16 protein-coding genes are annotated in these 16,087 nt (G+C 57.6%); 10 read left to right on the forward strand and 6 right to left on the reverse strand.

Features of this window, described 5'->3' with window-relative positions; translation table 11 throughout:
- Positions 1 to 22 precede the first annotated feature (22 nt).
- The 3 genes from ACVDG4_RS21700 to ACVDG4_RS21710 are packed head-to-tail and all read left to right on the forward strand — an operon-like array spanning position 23 to position 3,121.
- Positions 23 to 640: a shikimate kinase gene (locus ACVDG4_RS21700; protein WP_420339566.1), complete on the forward strand. Its 618-nt coding sequence runs from the start codon at positions 23 to 25 to the stop codon at positions 638 to 640.
- 43 nt (positions 641 to 683) lie between these two features.
- A complete protein-coding gene (gene aroB / locus ACVDG4_RS21705; protein ID WP_447236639.1) occupies positions 684 to 1,832 on the forward strand; it encodes a 3-dehydroquinate synthase in 1,149 nt (382 codons plus the stop codon).
- Positions 1,829 to 3,121 carry an HlyC/CorC family transporter gene (locus tag ACVDG4_RS21710; protein ID WP_133952379.1) on the forward strand — a complete coding sequence of 431 codons (1,293 nt, stop codon included), beginning with the start codon at positions 1,829 to 1,831 and terminating at the stop codon, positions 3,119 to 3,121. Before aroB ends, ACVDG4_RS21710 begins: the two co-directional genes overlap by 4 nt.
- 21 nt (positions 3,122 to 3,142) lie before the next feature.
- Here ACVDG4_RS21710 and ACVDG4_RS21715 read toward each other — a convergent pair whose 3' ends face one another.
- Positions 3,143 to 3,406 (reverse strand): BolA family protein, encoded by a 264-nt coding sequence (locus ACVDG4_RS21715; protein WP_420339569.1) that lies wholly within the window; start codon positions 3,404 to 3,406, stop codon positions 3,143 to 3,145.
- Between the two features lie 180 nt (positions 3,407 to 3,586).
- Here ACVDG4_RS21715 and ACVDG4_RS21720 point away from each other — a divergent pair, with 180 nt between their 5' ends.
- From ACVDG4_RS21720 to ACVDG4_RS21735, 4 genes are all read left to right on the forward strand, one after another.
- On the forward strand, positions 3,587 to 4,186 hold the full coding sequence (locus ACVDG4_RS21720) for a DnaJ domain-containing protein (protein WP_133952375.1): 600 nt from the start codon (positions 3,587 to 3,589) through the stop codon (positions 4,184 to 4,186).
- Between the two features lie 66 nt (positions 4,187 to 4,252).
- Positions 4,253 to 5,239 (forward strand): cobaltochelatase subunit CobS, encoded by a 987-nt coding sequence (cobS, locus tag ACVDG4_RS21725; protein ID WP_008192290.1) that lies wholly within the window; start codon positions 4,253 to 4,255, stop codon positions 5,237 to 5,239.
- Positions 5,240 to 5,246: 7 nt separating this feature from the next.
- The gene (cobT, locus tag ACVDG4_RS21730) at positions 5,247 to 7,163 is read left to right on the forward strand and encodes a cobaltochelatase subunit CobT (RefSeq protein WP_447236640.1); all 1,917 of its coding nucleotides are present in this window, start codon (positions 5,247 to 5,249) and stop codon (positions 7,161 to 7,163) included.
- A gap of 15 nt (positions 7,164 to 7,178) precedes the next feature.
- Complete coding sequence (locus ACVDG4_RS21735; RefSeq protein WP_447236641.1) at positions 7,179 to 8,213, forward strand: esterase-like activity of phytase family protein; 1,035 nt, start codon at positions 7,179 to 7,181, stop codon at positions 8,211 to 8,213.
- A 48-nt stretch (positions 8,214 to 8,261) separates the two neighbouring features.
- On the opposite strand, the gene ACVDG4_RS21740 is transcribed toward ACVDG4_RS21735, so the two are convergent.
- Entirely contained in the window at positions 8,262 to 8,948 is a 687-nt protein-coding gene (locus ACVDG4_RS21740) for a queuosine precursor transporter (RefSeq protein ID WP_447236642.1), read from the reverse strand.
- Between the two features lie 17 nt (positions 8,949 to 8,965).
- Entirely contained in the window at positions 8,966 to 9,262 is a 297-nt protein-coding gene (gene rpmB / locus ACVDG4_RS21745) for a 50S ribosomal protein L28 (protein ID WP_055671930.1), read from the reverse strand.
- Between the two features lie 263 nt (positions 9,263 to 9,525).
- Here rpmB and ACVDG4_RS21750 point away from each other — a divergent pair, with 263 nt between their 5' ends.
- The 3 genes from ACVDG4_RS21750 to ACVDG4_RS21760 all read left to right on the forward strand — a co-directional run bounded on the left by ACVDG4_RS21750 (position 9,526) and on the right by ACVDG4_RS21760 (position 13,136).
- On the forward strand, positions 9,526 to 10,434 hold the full coding sequence (locus ACVDG4_RS21750) for a DUF3108 domain-containing protein (protein ID WP_209176196.1): 909 nt from the start codon (positions 9,526 to 9,528) through the stop codon (positions 10,432 to 10,434).
- Between the two features lie 235 nt (positions 10,435 to 10,669).
- Positions 10,670 to 11,629: an acetyl-CoA carboxylase carboxyltransferase subunit alpha gene (locus ACVDG4_RS21755; protein WP_133952638.1), complete on the forward strand. Its 960-nt coding sequence runs from the start codon at positions 10,670 to 10,672 to the stop codon at positions 11,627 to 11,629.
- Positions 11,630 to 11,960: 331 nt separating this feature from the next.
- Positions 11,961 to 13,136, forward strand: coding sequence for a L,D-transpeptidase family protein (locus tag ACVDG4_RS21760; protein ID WP_447236643.1), 1,176 nt, complete (start codon positions 11,961 to 11,963; stop codon positions 13,134 to 13,136).
- Between the two features lie 9 nt (positions 13,137 to 13,145).
- Here ACVDG4_RS21760 and ACVDG4_RS21765 read toward each other — a convergent pair whose 3' ends face one another.
- The 3 genes from ACVDG4_RS21765 to ACVDG4_RS21775 all read right to left on the reverse strand — a co-directional run bounded on the left by ACVDG4_RS21765 (position 13,146) and on the right by ACVDG4_RS21775 (position 16,076).
- On the reverse strand, positions 13,146 to 13,751 hold the full coding sequence (locus ACVDG4_RS21765; RefSeq protein WP_447236644.1) for an HD domain-containing protein: 606 nt from the start codon (positions 13,749 to 13,751) through the stop codon (positions 13,146 to 13,148).
- A 64-nt stretch (positions 13,752 to 13,815) separates the two neighbouring features.
- Positions 13,816 to 14,868, reverse strand: a complete 1,053-nt coding sequence (locus tag ACVDG4_RS21770) for a MaoC family dehydratase (RefSeq protein WP_447236645.1) — start codon at positions 14,866 to 14,868, stop codon at positions 13,816 to 13,818.
- 104 nt (positions 14,869 to 14,972) lie between these two features.
- On the reverse strand, positions 14,973 to 16,076 hold the full coding sequence (locus ACVDG4_RS21775; RefSeq protein WP_447236646.1) for an AraC family transcriptional regulator: 1,104 nt from the start codon (positions 16,074 to 16,076) through the stop codon (positions 14,973 to 14,975).
- Between the last annotated feature and the right edge of the window lie 11 nt (positions 16,077 to 16,087).

The following is a 16,087-nucleotide window of genomic DNA, read 5'->3' on the forward strand; positions in this document are numbered from 1 at the left end:
GCGAATATGGTAAAACGCCGCCATGAAGAAACACGAAAACACCCAGATGTCGCCAAACCCTGCCGATGGCAGGGGGGCAGACACGGTTGATCTGAAGCACCTTGTTGCTGCGCTTGGCAAACGGTCGATTGTATTGGTCGGTATCATGGGATGCGGCAAATCAACGGTGGGTAAGCGCCTTGCTCAAAGGCTCGGCCTGGAATTTGTGGACGCTGACAGCGAGATTGAACGCGCTGCTAATATGACCGTTTCGGAAATCTTTGCAGAACACGGCGAACCTTATTTTCGCAGTGGTGAAGAGCGTGTGATTGCCCGGCTTCTCCAGGAAGGCCCGCAAGTGCTGGCCACCGGAGGCGGTGCTTTCATGAGCGACGCGACCCGCTCGGAAATTGAAACGAATGGCTTGTCGATTTGGCTGAAGGTTGATTTTGAGACTGTCATGGCGCGGGTGCGCCGCCGTTCAACACGTCCGCTTCTGCGCAATCCGGATCCGGAAGGCACCATGCGCAAGCTGATGGCCGAACGCGAACCGGTCTATGCGCGGGCTCAGCTGACGGTGACCTCGAAAGACGTGCCCCACGAGGCCGTGGTTGACCAGATTGTCCTGACCCTCGCAGACCACCTTTATGGACAAGGCTGACTGAGCCTTTCCTGACAACCATTGCAGTTTGGAACCCAAGCAAATGGCAAATCTGGATGCCGCTGACGCCAACACGTCGCAAGCAATGCAAACCGTTCGCGTCGACCTCGGGGTGCGCAGTTACGATATCCGCATCGGACGGAATGTTCTGGAAACTGCGGGCGCGGAAATTGCCGCGGTTCTGCCGGGCGCCCGGTTGGCGGTGATTGTGGATGAAAATGTCGCAAGACTTCACCTTGAAGCTTTTGGTGCCAGTCTGGAGAAGGCCGGGATTGGCTTCACGCCGATCACGGTACCTGCCGGGGAGAGCACCAAGTGCTTTTCGCAGTTTGAGCGCTTGTGCGACGAGGTGCTGAACGCGCGGCTCGAACGCAACGACGCAATCGTTGCGCTGGGCGGTGGTGTGGTTGGCGATTTGACGGGCTTTGTGGCATCTGCGGTGCGCCGGGGCATGGCCTTCATCCAGGTGCCAACGTCCTTGTTGGCGCAAGTCGACAGTTCCGTTGGCGGAAAAACCGGGATCAACTCACGCCATGGCAAGAACCTGATTGGCGCGTTTCATCAGCCGGCGCTCGTATTGGCCGATACAGCGATTCTGGACACGCTCACCCCGCGCGATTTCCGGGCCGGATACGCTGAAGTCGCGAAGTATGGTCTTCTCGGAGATACCGATTTCTTTGCGTGGCTGGAAAGCAACTGGCAGGGCATCTTTGCTGGTGGAAAAGAGCGGGACGAAGCCGTTGCGCGGTCCTGCCAGGCAAAGGCCGATGTTGTTGCCGCCGATGAACTGGAATCCGGTCGCCGGGCACTTCTGAATCTCGGTCATACATTCGGTCATGCGCTGGAGGGCGCAGTGTCCTATGAGACCGAGCGTCTTGTTCACGGTGAAGGTGTTTCGATCGGTATGATGCTGGCGCATGAGTTTTCCGAAAAACTCGGCCTCATTGGAGCAGACACTGTCGGTCGGGTTGAGAAACACCTGACAGATGTGGGACTACCGATCCGGATCACCGATATTCCAGGGCAACTGCCCGGTGTCGAGGTGTTCATGGATCTGATTGCGCAGGACAAAAAGGTGAGCCGGGGTGCTCTGACCTTTGTTTTGACGAGGGGAATCGGGGAAGCCTTTGTCGAAAAGGGTGTTGATCCCTATCTGGTGTCAGAGTTCTTGAAGGAAAAACTGAACCCATGACCGAGACCGCACTTTGGCTCTCAATTGCCGCCATCTTTTTTCTTCTGTTTTTGTCCGGCTTTTTTTCCGGTTCCGAAACAGCGTTGACTGCTGCGTCCCGCGCAAGGGTGCATCAGCTTGAGAAAACCGGAGATTGGCGGGCTCGGGTTGCGGGGCGTTTGATTGCGTCGAGGGAACGCCTGATCGGTGCGCTCTTGCTGGGCAACAATCTGGTCAACATTCTCGCGTCAGCCCTGGCGACAACAGTGTTTCTGGCGTTGTTTGGCGAAGCTGGTGTGGCGATTGCGACCTTAGTCATGACCGCACTTGTCCTGGTATTTGCAGAAGTTCTTCCGAAAACCTGGGCGATTTCCAATCCCGAGCGGTTCGCGTTGACGGTGTCGCCGATCGTGCGCGTTGTTGTCGCGGTGTTCGGCCCGGTTGTGATTGGGGTCGAATGGATCGTGCGCATGCTCCTTAAGATGCTCGGCGTGAACATTGGAGATGATGCGTCGATCCTGTCCGCACATGAGGAACTGCGCGGTGCCGTTGATTTGCAGCACATGGAAGGCGGCCTGGAAAAAGGTGAGCGCGATCGCATCGGCGGTCTGTTGGACTTGGCTGAGCTGGAAGTCTCCGATGTAATGGTCCACCGCACAAATATGGTGGCGCTCAACGCAGACGATGACCCGGCCAATCTGGTTGAGGCAGCGCTTGCCTCCCCTCACACGCGTTTGCCGCTTTGGCGTGGAGAAAGCGATAATTTTGTAGGGGTTCTCCACGCAAAGGACCTGCTGCGAGCTCTTAACCAGGCGAACGGTGATGCTGCGAAAATCAACATCCTCGAAATTGCCGGACCTGCCTGGTTCATACCGGACACGACCAGTTTGCAAGATCAGCTGAATGCGTTCCTGCGGAAGAAAACCCACTTCGCCCTGGTGGTGGATGAGTATGGTGAGGTCATGGGTCTGGTGACCCTGGAAGACATTCTGGAAGAGATCGTCGGCGAGATAGCAGACGAACATGATCTGGAGCTTGAAGGCTTACGCCCGCAAGCGGACGGGTCCGTCATTGTCGATGGCTCGGTACCGATCCGGGATCTCAATCGTGCAGCGGATTGGCACTTGCCGGATGACGAGGCAACGACCATCGCTGGTCTGGTTATCCATGAGGCGCGAATGATCCCGGAAGAGCGCCAGATCTTCACCTTCCACGGCTTCCGTTTCACGGTATTGCGGCGGGAGAAAAACCGGATCACACGGCTGAGAATTATGCCACTCAGCAAAATCCGGGCGGCGGCTTCCGCTTGATCCAATCAGTTGGTTCGGAAATTACGCGGGCTTTTTGACTTCGATGGCCAAGGCGTGAACGCTGCTGGCAAGTTCGTCGGCCAGAACCTCATTGATCGCGCGGTGCTGCCCGACGCGGGACATCGACTGAAAGGCGTCAGCGGCAATCTGAACCCGGAAATGGGTCTCGCCGCCCTCGCGCCAGCCACCATGACCGCGATGGTTTTCCGATTCGTCAATCACATTGAGGTGGGACGGCGCAAAAGCGGCCGTCAGCTTGTCGGTAATGGTCTGTTTCATGCTCATTTCCGGACTTTGGGGAGCATGGATGAAAAGTTCAAGTCTAGGCGTGTGCTGCACAGGCTGATATTGTCTCAGGCTGTTTGATTTCCTGAGCCCGTTTCATCGCCGAAAAGACTCTGGAAGACCGCCAAATACCACCGTCACCGGCTTGCCCGGTGGATACAAGATCCCATAATCGACCCAATGAAACTCGATTCAAAAATATTCGACAGCATCCGGGTGAAGCCGGACAAAGAGCGCAAGGAGCGGATGACCGAAGACCGTCATCCCGTTTGTGAACACCCGGGGTGCAAACGCCCGGGTACACACAAGGCGCCAAAAGGTCGTGACCGCGAAGGCCAGTACTTTCACTTCTGCGTCGACCACGTTCGTGAATATAATAAGACGTATAACTATTTCACTGGCATGGGCGACGATGATGTTCGCAGTTACCAGAAGGACAGCCTGACCGGCCACCGCCCGACTTGGAAAATGGGCGTCAACCGGCAAGCGGCCGATGGACCTGACGGGTTTGACGCAAGGGCATCGATGCGCGGCAATGCGCAACGCCGGGCCGAACAAGTACGCCGCCCGCGCGAAAGAAAGCTATTGACGCTTGAAAAACGGTCGCTTGATGTGCTCAATCTGCCGTACACAGCACGTGGAAGCGAAATCAAAGCGCGCTATAAAGAACTTGTGAAATTAAACCATCCGGATGCCAATGGCGGGGATCGCTCTTCGGAAGACCGCCTGCGGGAAATCATTCAGGCGTACAACGTTCTGAAAAAGGCCGGTTTCCTCTAAGCTTGCAGGCCCCTGCTCGCTTTTCCCAAACGACCCATCCCGGCGCTCCGGGACTGCGGAGGACTGATGACTGAGACGACGACTGCGGCCATGGCGATGCCGGACACTGAAATTTCCGTCGAAGAGGTGTTTGGCTTCAAGTCGGACCTGAAGGTGCCGGCCTTTTCCACGCCGTCAGAGCATGTGCCGGAACCCGATCCCGATTATCTTTTTGACAGGGCAACGACCCTCGCGATCTTGGCGGGCTTTGCGCATAACCGCCGCGTGATGGTGACCGGCTACCACGGGACGGGCAAATCGACGCACATCGAGCAGGTTGCCTCGCGTCTCAACTGGCCGTGTATCCGGGTCAATCTCGACAGTCACATCTCGCGTATCGACCTGGTCGGCAAAGACGCGATCGTTCTGAAGGACGGTCAGCAAGTCACCGAATTCAAGGACGGCATTCTGCCGTGGGCCTATCAGCACAATGTTGCGCTGGTGTTCGATGAATATGATGCCGGCCGTCCGGACGTGATGTTCGTAATCCAGCGGATCCTGGAGTCTTCGGGCCGCTTGACGCTTCTCGACCAGAGCCGGGTCATCCGTCCGCATGCCGCCTTCCGGCTGTTCGCAACAGCGAATACGGTCGGTCTCGGCGATACGTCCGGTCTTTACCACGGCACGCAGCAGATCAACCAGGCACAGATGGACCGCTGGTCGATCGTTACCACGCTGAACTATCTGCCGCACGACAACGAAGTCGATATTGTTCTGTCGAAGGCCAAGCACTTCCAGAACGATGAAGGCCGGAACACGGTGTCCAAGATGGTTCGTCTTGCGGACATGACCCGGAACGCGTTCATCAATGGGGACCTCTCCACTGTGATGAGCCCTCGTACGGTGATCACATGGGCGGAAAACGCGGAAATCTTTGGTGATGTCGGCTTCTCCTTCCGCTTGACCTTCCTGAACAAGTGCGACGACATGGAACAGTCGCTTGTGGCAGAGTTCTATCAGCGCTGCTTCGGTGAAGATCTGCCGGAATCCGCTGTCAACGTTGTAATGAGCTGAGGTCCCTATGGCGCCGCGGCCAGGTAGCAACTCTCTTCCGGGCAACAAGCCCGCCCCGACGACGGAACCGCTGAAACAGTCCGTCGCCGGAACCATGCGGGCTATATCGGGTGAGGCGGAGCTGGAAGTCACATTTTCCGGCGACCGGCCGGGCTTGTCGGGCCTGTCCGCTCGCTTGCCTGAACCGTCCCGTAAGCTGAATGCGCATGAGGTCGCGGTCACACGCGGGCTCTCGGATTCCATGGCGCTGAAGATTGCCTGTCACGATAAGGCTGTTCACGCCAAAAACATGCCCCAAGGCATGGATGCGCGGGCGATCTTCGAAGCTGTTGAGCAAGCGCGCTGTGAAGCGGTCGGTGCCCGCCGTATGCAGGGTGTGGCTGACAACCTGGCTGTGATGCTCAACGACAAGTACCGCAAGTCCGGCGCGCCGGACATCGCGAGCCGGGAAGAGGCTCCCCTTCAAGATGCTCTGTCGCTGATTGTGCGCGAACGCCTCACCGGTGCTCAGCCGCCGGAAAGTGCCGCCAAGCTGGTCGACATGTGGCGTGACTGGGTGGAGAGCAAGGCCGGCGCTGAGCTTGACAGCCTCGAAGCCGAGGTTGAGGATCAAAACGGATTTGCCTCGCGTTTGCGCGATGTTTTGAAATCTCTCGATATGGCAGATGAGCTCGGAGAACAGGACGAAGACCTGGACCCGGATCAAAACGAGGATGAGGGCAACAACGACGAAGCGGAAACCGGAGACGACACCGAGGAGGACAGCGGTGAGCAAGAAGCCGCGCCTCAGGAAATGGAACTCTCCGGCGAAGAGCAAGATTCTGGTCATACGGAAGCCTCTGAAGCCGACTTCGACCAAATGGTCGACCAGGACATGGCCGACGATTCTGAAGAAGCTGGCGAAAGTGACCGTCAGGATCACCCGTTCTCCAACAAGCCGCCTGAATCCGATTATCGGGTGTTCACGACCCAGTTTGATGAAACGATCACGGCTGAAGAGCTGTGCGACACCGCTGAGCTGGATCGCTTGCGCGGGTTCCTCGACAAGCAACTGACCCATCTGCAAGGGGCCGTGGCCCGCCTTGCCAACCGGTTGCAGCGTAAGTTGATGGCCCAGCAGAACCGGGCCTGGGATTTTGACCTTGAAGAAGGTCTTCTGGACACCGCGCGCCTGACCCGAGCTGTGACCGACCCGATGGCACCGCTAGCCTTCAAGCAAGAACGGGACACCAACTTCCGGGATACCGTCGTCACGCTTCTTCTGGACAATTCAGGTTCCATGCGCGGCCGTCCGATTACGGTGGCGGCCACCTGTGCCGACATTCTTGCACGGACCCTGGAACGGTGTGGCGTGAAAGTCGAAATTCTTGGCTTCACGACGAAAGCCTGGAAGGGCGGTCAGTCACGAGAAAGCTGGATAGGTGCTGGCAAACCACCAACACCCGGCCGGCTGAACGATCTGCGCCATATCATCTACAAGTCCGCAGATGCGCCTTGGCGGCGTGCCCGCCGCAATCTCGGCTTGATGATGCGCGAAGGCCTCTTGAAAGAGAATATTGACGGGGAGGCGCTGCTCTGGGCGCATGACCGGTTGATGGCCCGGCCGGAACAACGCCGCATCCTGATGATGATCTCAGACGGTGCACCGGTTGATGACACGACCTTGTCGGTCAACCCGGGCAACTATCTGGAGCGTCACTTGCGCCATGTGATCGAGGACATTGAAACGCGGTCGCCGGTGGAGCTGATTGCTATCGGTATCGGCCACGACGTGACACGCTACTATCGCCGGGCTGTCACCATCGTCGACGCAGAAGAACTTGCAGGCGCCATGACCGACCAGCTCGCCGACCTCTTTGATGACGAGGTCCAGATGGCGGCGCAATTCGGCAGAGGCCGTCAACGCCGGGCTGGACGCAGGTGAGCAGGTTATGAGGGCATGAGCACTTTCTTCTCAAAGATATTAGGGACCGCTGCAGCCGGATTGGCCGCAGCGGTCCTCTCGTTTTCAGCGCCCGTGTTAGCCGAAAGTCTCCTGGATGAAGCCAAAGAGGTCCGTGTAAAGACACGACCGATTGAGACCTTCCATATAGGTCATTCCAACACCGAGTTCGGGAAGCTGACGTTTCTGGGCGGTTTCGAGATCTTGGCGTCCGACCGCAAGACTGGCGGATTGTCTGGGGTGATCAGTCTTGATGACGGCAATCGCTTGCTTGCGGTGACCGATAATGGCCACTGGGTTGCCGCAACGGTCGAGCAAACGGACGAAGGTGCGCCAACCGGTTTGTCGGATCTGCGTTACGCGGTCCTGTTGGGTGCGGATGGAAAGTCACTCAGAGCCCGCTGGGGACATGACACCGAGGCGCTGACCCTCAATGCCACCGGCCTTTACGTGTCTGCAGAGCGCAATCACGCAGTATATCATTATGAGTGGCCGCTCCTGACCGGGGATGAAAGAATGCTTGGTCAGCTGGCCTTGCCGAAGGCGCTGGACAGATTGCCGGGCAACACGGGCATCGAAGCGTTGGCTGCAGGACCAGCAGGTGGTGATCTTGATGGCAAGCTGATTGCGATCAGCGAAACAACACCCAGCGATGAACACGATTTCCTGGGGTTTGTCCTTGGTCCGGACGGCGCTGAAGAGTTCTCTATCAAACGCCATGACCGCTTTGATGTGACAGATGCTGCATTCTTGCCCGACGGAGACCTTCTCCTGATGGAGCGGCGCTTCAATATGAAAGACCTGATTGGTCTCAGGTTGCGGCGGCTTCCAGGCAGCGATCTCAAGGCCGGGGCTGTCTTGGACGGGGAAATCCTTCTGGAGGCGGACTTCAATTACCAGATCGATAACATGGAAGCCCTGGCCGTTCACCAGAATGCGGCCGGTGACACCATCTTGACGCTGTTGTCGGACAACAACCGTTCGCTGCTGCAACGCACCCTGCTTTTGCGCTTCCGTTTGAATGAACAATAAAAAAGGCGCCGCAATGGGCGCCTTATGAAATTGTTGTTGAGCGTTGCCTCAGGCGGCTGATCCGTTTGGCTGCGGCTGGACCATGTTCAGCACGATCCGGTACGGTGCAAGCAGTGCGACAGCGACCAGTATCTTCACCATGAAGTCACCAACCGCCAGCGAAGCCCACAGAGGAACCTGGAATGCGTCGGCAATCCCGAGGAACGGTACCGGGAACGCAAGTGAGCCGTCTTCCATGCCAAAGCTCACGTCGACAAAGGCGAATGCCGCGGCAAAGGCAATCCCGAAGAACAGGAGGGTGTCGATCATTGAGCCGATCAGTGATGAGGCGATCGGTGCTTTCCACCAGGTCAAGCGGCGGAGTCGATCGAAAATCGTCACGTCGAGCAGTTGAGCAACAAGAAACGCTGTTCCTGAGGCGACGAGAATCCGAGGGGTCGTGAAGGCTTCATCAAACGTCCAGAACACCATCGGGACAACAATCGCAATCACAAAACCGGTGAGAACGACTTTCCGGGCTGCGGACGGACCAAAGCGCCGGTTCGTCAGGTCGGTGACGAGAAACGCGATCGGATAGGTGAAGGCGCCCCACGTAAGCAAGTCTGCCAGATTAACTCCGGCCAGCGTGTGCTCGACCGGGAACTGGACCAGAAAATTCGAGGCCACAACGACAATCGCCATCGCGAAGACCGCGATGGCGAGATCGGCCACGGAGAAACTCCGGGTTTTTCCCATTTTTGACCCCTTAAGGGTTAAGCAGCAGCAGCTTCTTCCTGCTTACGCTTGATGCTGACTTTGATCTTGCGTGCGTTGTCGGAAAGCTCAGCGTCGGAAGCCTTCATCAGGTACGCATCAAGGCCGCCACGGTGCTCAACAGAACGCAGAGCGTGGGCGCTAACTTTCAGCTTGAATGTTTCGCCGAGCGTGTCGCTCATCAGGGACACGTTGCACAGGTTCGGCAGGAACCGGCGACGGGATTTGTTGTTTGCGTGAGAGACGTTGTTGCCTGTCATCACGTCTTTGCCAGAGAGTTCGCAACGGCGAGCCATCATATCACCTTTTGTTTTTGTGGCTGGGCCGTTACAGGAACCCAGCAAGACCAACCGGAAGCGGCGCGGACCTGAGGTCCGGCGACATCGTCTCCGGCAATTCTCGGAAAAAAGTTGCTCCGCTATAAAGGGAGTGTGCACGAACGTCAAGACATCTGCGCGCCTTTGATGCGATTCCTTACTTTTATTCCGCATTCGGCAATGTGTTAACCAGTGAGTTACCAAGATTTAGAAGAATTGACACGGTTCGCAAGGGTGATTTCATGCTATTGTTGACCTTGCGGAACATCCTTGGCGCGGGGGCGCGAACGCCGCCGGCAGTGCGGCGCGGAGGTTTTGAAGTGATTGGTATAAAGTCAATTGGACGGATGGCAGTTCTGCCGTTTCTGGCAGGAGCTCTCCTGATTACTCCGGCGCACGCTAAGAAGAGCACCGTCGGGGGTGTCTACTCCATATCGATTGCCGGGTTCAAGGTTGCTCGAGGGACTCTCTCTCTGGTGATGCAAGGCAACGCCTATTCGGCAAAGGTCGCGATGGCGCCGGCTGGGATCGGAACACTGTTTTCGACCGGAAAGGGCGGCGCTGAGGCATCCGGCTGGCTTGTCGGTTCCAAGGTGGTGCCGTCTAAGTACCGCATGGCCTCTCATGCGGCCAATCTAGATTTCTATGTCAACCTCAACCAGGGCTCGGGCAACATCCGGTCCATGGAGGTAACACCGCAATTCAAGCCGAATGCGGAGCGCATCAAGGTAACAAACCGCCATCGCCGCAACGCGATGGATCCCCTAAGTGCTGCGTTGATGCCGGTTCGGCGGGCAAAGGACAGCCTCGGTCCGAAAGCCTGTTCGCGCAAATTGCCGATTTTTGACGGTTGGACCCGGTTCGACATCAAGCTGTCCTACCAGGGCACCAAGGAAGTTTCCGGCCGCGGTTATGACGGTTTGGTCGTGGTTTGCAAAGCCAAATGGGTTCCGGTTGCCGGTCACCGTCCATCTAAAGAGTCGGTGAAATACATGGCAAAGGCGCCCATGGAAATTTGGCTGGCGCCGATGGGCCGGGATAATGTTCTGGTGCCTTACCGGATTTCGATTGCAACGAAAAATGGCCGATTGCTGGTTGAGGCTTCAAAGCTCAACATTGATGGCAATGGCAGCGATCGGGCTGCTCGATAGCTTCATTTCCGGGATCCAACCTCCTGCGTTCGATGGTCTTCTATTGAATGCCAAGCCAGTCTGTTGCAGAAGTTGATCAGGCTGGCGGGATCTGAGTTGCCGGGAAAGCTTGCACCACTTCCCGTCTCTTGATACAGCCCTCATAACCATGCCGGTGGGACACCTGTGCTGCCGGCTCTTGATTTTCGGCTCCGTAACAAGCTGCGGGTCCGACATGTTTCAGGTTAGCGAGTACATGCACAGCTATTTGGAATTCGAAAAGCCCGTCGCCGACATCGAAGGCAAGATCCAGGAATTGCGGGCATTGGCCGCAGAAGATGGTGAAGCTGTTCATGTTGAAAGCGAGATCGACCGGCTGAAAACGAAGTCCGCGCAGACGCTGAAAGACATCTACGCGAAGCTGACACCCTGGCAGAAAACACTGGTGGCCCGTCATCCGGACCGGCCGCATGCGATTGAATACATCACCGGGTTGATCGAGGATTTTACTCCGCTCGCAGGTGATCGGAACTTCGCTGAAGACCATGCGCTTGTGGCTGGCATTGGCCGGTTCCGTGGCCAGTCCGTTGCCGTGCTTGGCCAGGAAAAAGGGCACGATACTGAAACCCGGCTGAAACACAACTTCGGCATGGTCCGCCCGGAAGGCTACCGCAAGGCTGTGCGCGTCATGGAAATGGCTGAGCGTTTCGGTTTGCCGCTAATTTCTTTCGTAGACACATCCGGTGCTTATCCAGGCCGCGGTGCCGAAGAGCGTGGTCAATCCGAGGCTATCGCCCGGTCGACGGATGCCGGCCTTGGGCTTGGAACGCCGTCTGTTGCCGTGGTGATCGGTGAGGGCGGCTCAGGTGGCGCGATCGCAGTTGCCACGGCCAACAAGGTCTTGATGATGGAACATGCCATCTATTCGGTGATTTCGCCGGAAGGGGCGGCATCCATCTTGTGGCGTGACAGCGCAAAGGCTCAGGACGCAGCAACAGCTCTCAAGATCACAGCTCAGGATTTGAAACAGCTGGGTGTCATCGACAGCATTGTCGATGAACCGGTTGGCGGCGCGCATCGTGCTCGTGAGATTGTCATCGACACCGCCGGATCCGCGATCGAGGAAGAGTTGAAGCAACTGGCCGGGCTGAGCGCCGATCAGCTGCGCAAGCAGCGGCGCGAGAAGTTCATCGCTATTGGCCGGACGCTCTCCTGATCCGTCTTTTCTGACGAGATTTTGATGAAAGGCCGCCACTTGGCGGCTTTTCGCCATTGTGTGGCCAGATTCTGCCGTCACTGAGGCAGGACTGCGAAAGGAGCCAGCGGGATAGCTGTGTTTATCACCGGATTGTGGTTCGCTGCCTTTCTGCAGATACAGTAACGTATCATCAACCATCCTTGCCTAGCTTGATCTTTGGGGGCGAGATGGGAGTTTTGGCCAGCCGATACGCAAACGGCTGAACAAGATCCGATCAGTTTGGGACAGGTATATGATCTTCGGGCGTTTCTCGTCTTCAGCGGAAAACCGGCAGGCGGACCATCAACGCATGCATAAACGTGCGTACACTCGCGTTGCAGCCGTTCTCTTGGCCGGCGTGTTGGTCGGATGCCAGGCCGACGACTTCGCTTCTGGTCCCAACAAGCACAAAGCTCCTGTGAGCGCGTCCATCAAGCGCAAGATGGCCGACCTCAACATGCCGTCCAATTCACCGATCATGATCCGGATTTTCAAGGAAGAATCCGAACTGGAGGTCTGGAAGCAGACACGGACGGGCAAATTCAAGCTCCTGGAAGAATTCGAGATCTGCAAATGGTCCGGCAAACTTGGACCGAAATTCAAGGAAGGTGACCGTCAGGCCCCGGAAGGTTTTTATGAAGTGACGCCAGCCTTGATGAACCCGAACTCCAGTTACCATCTGGCGTTCAATCTCGGGTTTCCAAACCGGTATGACCAAGCCCATGGGCGCACCGGCTCCCATCTGATGGTTCACGGCGCGTGCTCTTCACGCGGCTGCTATGCCATGACTGATGAACAGGTGCAGGATATCTACGCGCTGGCCCGCGACAGCTTCAAGGGCGGGGCACGGTCGTTCCAGGTACAGGCGTTCCCGTTCCGGATGACGCCAGAAAACCTGGCAAAGCATCACGACAGTGAGCACTTGGCATTCTGGAAGATGCTCAAGACCGGATATGATCATTTCGAAGTGACCAACACGCCTCCGGCAATCTCTGTCTGCGAAAAGAAATACGTCTTTGATGCAACCCCGTTGGCTGATGGGGTGCCGTTCCGTGCCAGTGCGAAGTGTCCGGCCTATGAAGTCAGCCCGCGTATTGCCATGGCGGTTGCGGCCAAGCAGAACCGCGACAGCGAGAAGTTTGAGACCATCGTGGCCCGGCTTGATGCCCGCGAAGAGCGCAAGCAGCGGTGGGAAGACCGGCAAAGCCAGATTGCCGAAGTCCTGAGCTTCGGCGATGAGGGTACGGAAGACACCGTCGCCGCCGCATCAGAAGCTGCATCGGCAGAGACGCCACCAACGGCCGTCGCAAATGCAGAGTCTCCAGCGGAAAATCAACCGGTGGAAGCCGCCTTTGCAGCCAACAATGAAAGCCGGTCGAGCTCCTCAGCCAACTTCTTCAAGCGCTGGGTGCCCTTCGGGCCGAAGGCTGCAGAAGCTGGTGTTGGTCCGATCGCGACCGACGTTGTGCCGGCTCAAAAACCCTAAAAATCGCCCCTATTTGGCGAGCTTGGGCAGCCCGGTAGAAACACCCTCTCGGATGACGGCAGGATTATAGGCCTTGCGGTCAAAGATATCGCGCACCATCGGCTCGAAAGTCTCCAGCGGTTCGCTGTTGTAGTCCGGATCGAAGGACGCCTGATCCCAGCGCTCGCAGAAATCCGCGCACGCCTGAAAATGCGGGTGATCCTTGAACTGGTCGCGGGCGTTTTCATCCCAGTTGTAGTGCTTAGCGTAATAAAGCATCTGGAAGATGCCATGATGCTCAACCACCCAGGCTACCTCGTCGCGCACGAATGGACGGATAACTTCGGCGGAAAACCGGTCGTGGTTCTGCGGTGCCAAGCCATCACCGATGTCATGCAAGAGGGCACCGACCACCCAGTCGATGTCGGCGCCTTCCCGGAGCGCACGGGTTGCCGATTGCAGGCCATGCTCCATCCGGGTGATCTTGTAACCCGTCATGGTGTCCTCGCCCTGCCGTTTCAGCTCGGCGAGGATCCGCTCGGCTGTTGCAGCATGAAACGGCTTCTCGGCCTCTGCCAGAAGATCGTAATCCTCCTTGGTGCCGTCCTTCATCTGTGTGAAAGAGACCGTTTTCATCAGCTTGCCTCCAGTTGGTCTTGAACCGGAACGCTCGCCGATTTGGTTTGGAAAGTCTATCCGGTTATTTCGGCATCAAGGCCCAGTAATCGAAATCGAGAATGACCCCGTCTTCGTATTTGCCGTCGGCACCTTTCAGCGGGAAATCGGCACAGGCGCGGTTTTTCGTGGCGACGAGCCGCAGCCGCAGGGCGGCAACGTCCGACCGGCCATCGATCTCTGCCTTCTCCAGAACTTCCGACCAGGCATAAACGGTGTCGCCAGCAAAGAGTGGGGCCACATGCCGTCCGCCATTGATCCCGGCAACATGGAAGGCATTGGCAAGGCCGTTGAACGAGAGCGCCCGGGCCAGCGAAATCACATGACCGCCATAGATCAGGCGTTTGCCGAAGCGGCTTTCTGCTTCCGTGTGCAGGTTGAAATGCACCTTGGCCGTGTTCTGGTAGAGCCGGGTCGCCATCTGGTGCTCGGCCTCTTCCACGGTCACGCCGTCGACGTGGTCGATTTTTTCGCCCACTTCGTAGTCGGCCCAGCGGAATGGCGAGCCGGAGAGGTCATTTTCCCAGTGGACGGTATCAAGCAGCGGCACGGCGTTGCCGAGCGCCTGCGGGTCGATGGCAGCGGGCAGATCCGGCACAACAGCATCGGGCGGCGGGCTGGTCACATCGCGCTTCTTCACCATGACCCAACGCACATAATCGAGCACTTCCGTGCCGTCGTCCGAATAGCCGGTGGAGCGCACGTAAACGACGCCGGTTTTGCCGTTGGAGTTTTCCTTCTTGCCGATCACTTCGGAGACAGTTGACAGCGTGTCACCCGGGTAAACGGGCGCAAGAAACCGGCCGCCGGCATAGCCGAGATTGGCAACCGCGTTCAGCGAGATGTCCGGCACGGTCTTGCCGAAGACCACATGGAACGTCAGGAGATCGTCCACCGGAGCGTGGGCATAACCGAGCGCACGGGCGAAAGCATCGGAGGACTGGACTGCGAAACGAGAGCCGTAAAGCGCGGTGTACAGCGCCTGGTCGCCGGAGGTGATCGTGCGCGGCGTGGCGTGTTTGATCACCTGACCGATTTGAAAGTCCTCGAAAAAATTACCCGCGTTCGTCTTGCTCACCCGTGCCTCCCATGAAATTTGCATTGGCCGGATTAAACCTGTTTGCGGCGCACAAGAAAAGGCCCCCAAAAGACGAAAGGGCGCCGACTATCAGCGACTGCCCGTCAACTGTTGGCGGCATGAGTTTTCCGGACCTGTCCCGGGGGCATGTGAAACACCCGTTTGAAGGCGCGGTTAAAGGCTGGTTCCGACTGGTAGCCGAGACTGGCCGATATGGCGGCGATGGGCTGGCTCGTCTCCAGGAGCCTTGCACGGGCAAGATGCATCCGCCAAACGGTCAGGTATTCGATTGCCGGCATCCCAACGAGTTCGGTGAAGCGGGCTGAGAAGGCCGAGCGGGACATGCCGGCAACGTCGGCCAGCGTTTCCAGCGTCCAGCTCTCGGCCGGAGCCCGGTGAATTGCCAGCACGGCCCGGCCGATCTGGGGGTCGCGGGCGGCTTTCAACCAGCCCCTGTTGGCCTCCGGGGCCGTGTTAATCCAGCGTCGGATTGCCTCGATCACCACAACATCGGCAAGCCGCGTGATGACGGTTTCGCCGCCCGGTCTGAGCTCCCGCGCTTCCCTCGCGATGAATTGCAGTGTGCCCTGCAACCAGCTGCCGGCATCCTCTGTCCAGGTGTCGATCTTCAAGACTTCAGGCAAGAGCTGCATCAACAGCCCGCTGGCAGCATGATCGAGGCGGACGATGCCGTACATGATGCTGGTTTCCTCACCGCCGCCGCCAAACTCCAGCGTTTCATAGAGCTCAGTGACCTTCCGGATTGGCAATTCATCAAGTGTCAGAAGCGGTGTATCCAAATCGCTTCGGAAGTTAAGCTCCTGACCCTTGGTCATCAGCACCAGGTTGCCTTTTTCCACCTGAAACGGGTCACCGCCGCCGACCGTCATCCAGCAGCGCCCGCCGATGATCACGGCGAAACTCATCACATTATCAAAGCCGGGGATCGCAACGCCCCAGGGGGCGGTGAGCCGGGACTGGCAATAAAATGTGCCGGTGAGTTTTAGAAGGTGCAGAATTTCACCAAGAGGGTCGCCAAGCGGCTGGGCAATGGCATCCGGGTTCGGCACATGCGGGGTCGCGGTCATCATCATGTACATGACTGTGCCACGAAGTTTCCTGTTCGTCCATGTTCTCTGGACGATCGGATAAGAAGTGAGGACGTTCGAGAATTGTTCGTCTCTTCGAAATCCATATCTTCGGGTCATCGCAACAGTTG

The sequence above is a fragment of the Roseibium sp. MB-4 genome, assembly GCF_053005265.1.

What these genes read in the sequence shown, in the direction of transcription:
- ACVDG4_RS21765 (WP_447236644.1), bottom strand. Translation starts at nt 13,751, where the DNA reads ATGAAAACGGTCTCTTTCACACAGATGAAGGACGGCACCAAGGAGGAT.
- ACVDG4_RS21760 (WP_447236643.1), top strand. Translation starts at nt 11,961, where the DNA reads ATGCATAAACGTGCGTACACTCGCGTTGCAGCCGTTCTCTTGGCCGGC.
- ACVDG4_RS21715 (WP_420339569.1), bottom strand. Translation starts at nt 3,406, where the DNA reads ATGAGCATGAAACAGACCATTACCGACAAGCTGACGGCCGCTTTTGCG.
- ACVDG4_RS21710 (WP_133952379.1), top strand. Translation starts at nt 1,829, where the DNA reads ATGACCGAGACCGCACTTTGGCTCTCAATTGCCGCCATCTTTTTTCTT.
- ACVDG4_RS21755 (WP_133952638.1), top strand. Translation starts at nt 10,670, where the DNA reads ATGCACAGCTATTTGGAATTCGAAAAGCCCGTCGCCGACATCGAAGGC.
- cobT (WP_447236640.1), top strand. Translation starts at nt 5,247, where the DNA reads ATGGCGCCGCGGCCAGGTAGCAACTCTCTTCCGGGCAACAAGCCCGCC.
- ACVDG4_RS21740 (WP_447236642.1), bottom strand. Translation starts at nt 8,948, where the DNA reads ATGGGAAAAACCCGGAGTTTCTCCGTGGCCGATCTCGCCATCGCGGTC.
- cobS (WP_008192290.1), top strand. Translation starts at nt 4,253, where the DNA reads ATGACTGAGACGACGACTGCGGCCATGGCGATGCCGGACACTGAAATT.
- ACVDG4_RS21775 (WP_447236646.1), bottom strand. Translation starts at nt 16,076, where the DNA reads ATGACCCGAAGATATGGATTTCGAAGAGACGAACAATTCTCGAACGTC.
- ACVDG4_RS21735 (WP_447236641.1), top strand. Translation starts at nt 7,179, where the DNA reads ATGAGCACTTTCTTCTCAAAGATATTAGGGACCGCTGCAGCCGGATTG.
- ACVDG4_RS21700 (WP_420339566.1), top strand. Translation starts at nt 23, where the DNA reads ATGAAGAAACACGAAAACACCCAGATGTCGCCAAACCCTGCCGATGGC.
- ACVDG4_RS21750 (WP_209176196.1), top strand. Translation starts at nt 9,526, where the DNA reads ATGCTATTGTTGACCTTGCGGAACATCCTTGGCGCGGGGGCGCGAACG.
- ACVDG4_RS21720 (WP_133952375.1), top strand. Translation starts at nt 3,587, where the DNA reads ATGAAACTCGATTCAAAAATATTCGACAGCATCCGGGTGAAGCCGGAC.
- aroB (WP_447236639.1), top strand. Translation starts at nt 684, where the DNA reads ATGGCAAATCTGGATGCCGCTGACGCCAACACGTCGCAAGCAATGCAA.
- rpmB (WP_055671930.1), bottom strand. Translation starts at nt 9,262, where the DNA reads ATGGCTCGCCGTTGCGAACTCTCTGGCAAAGACGTGATGACAGGCAAC.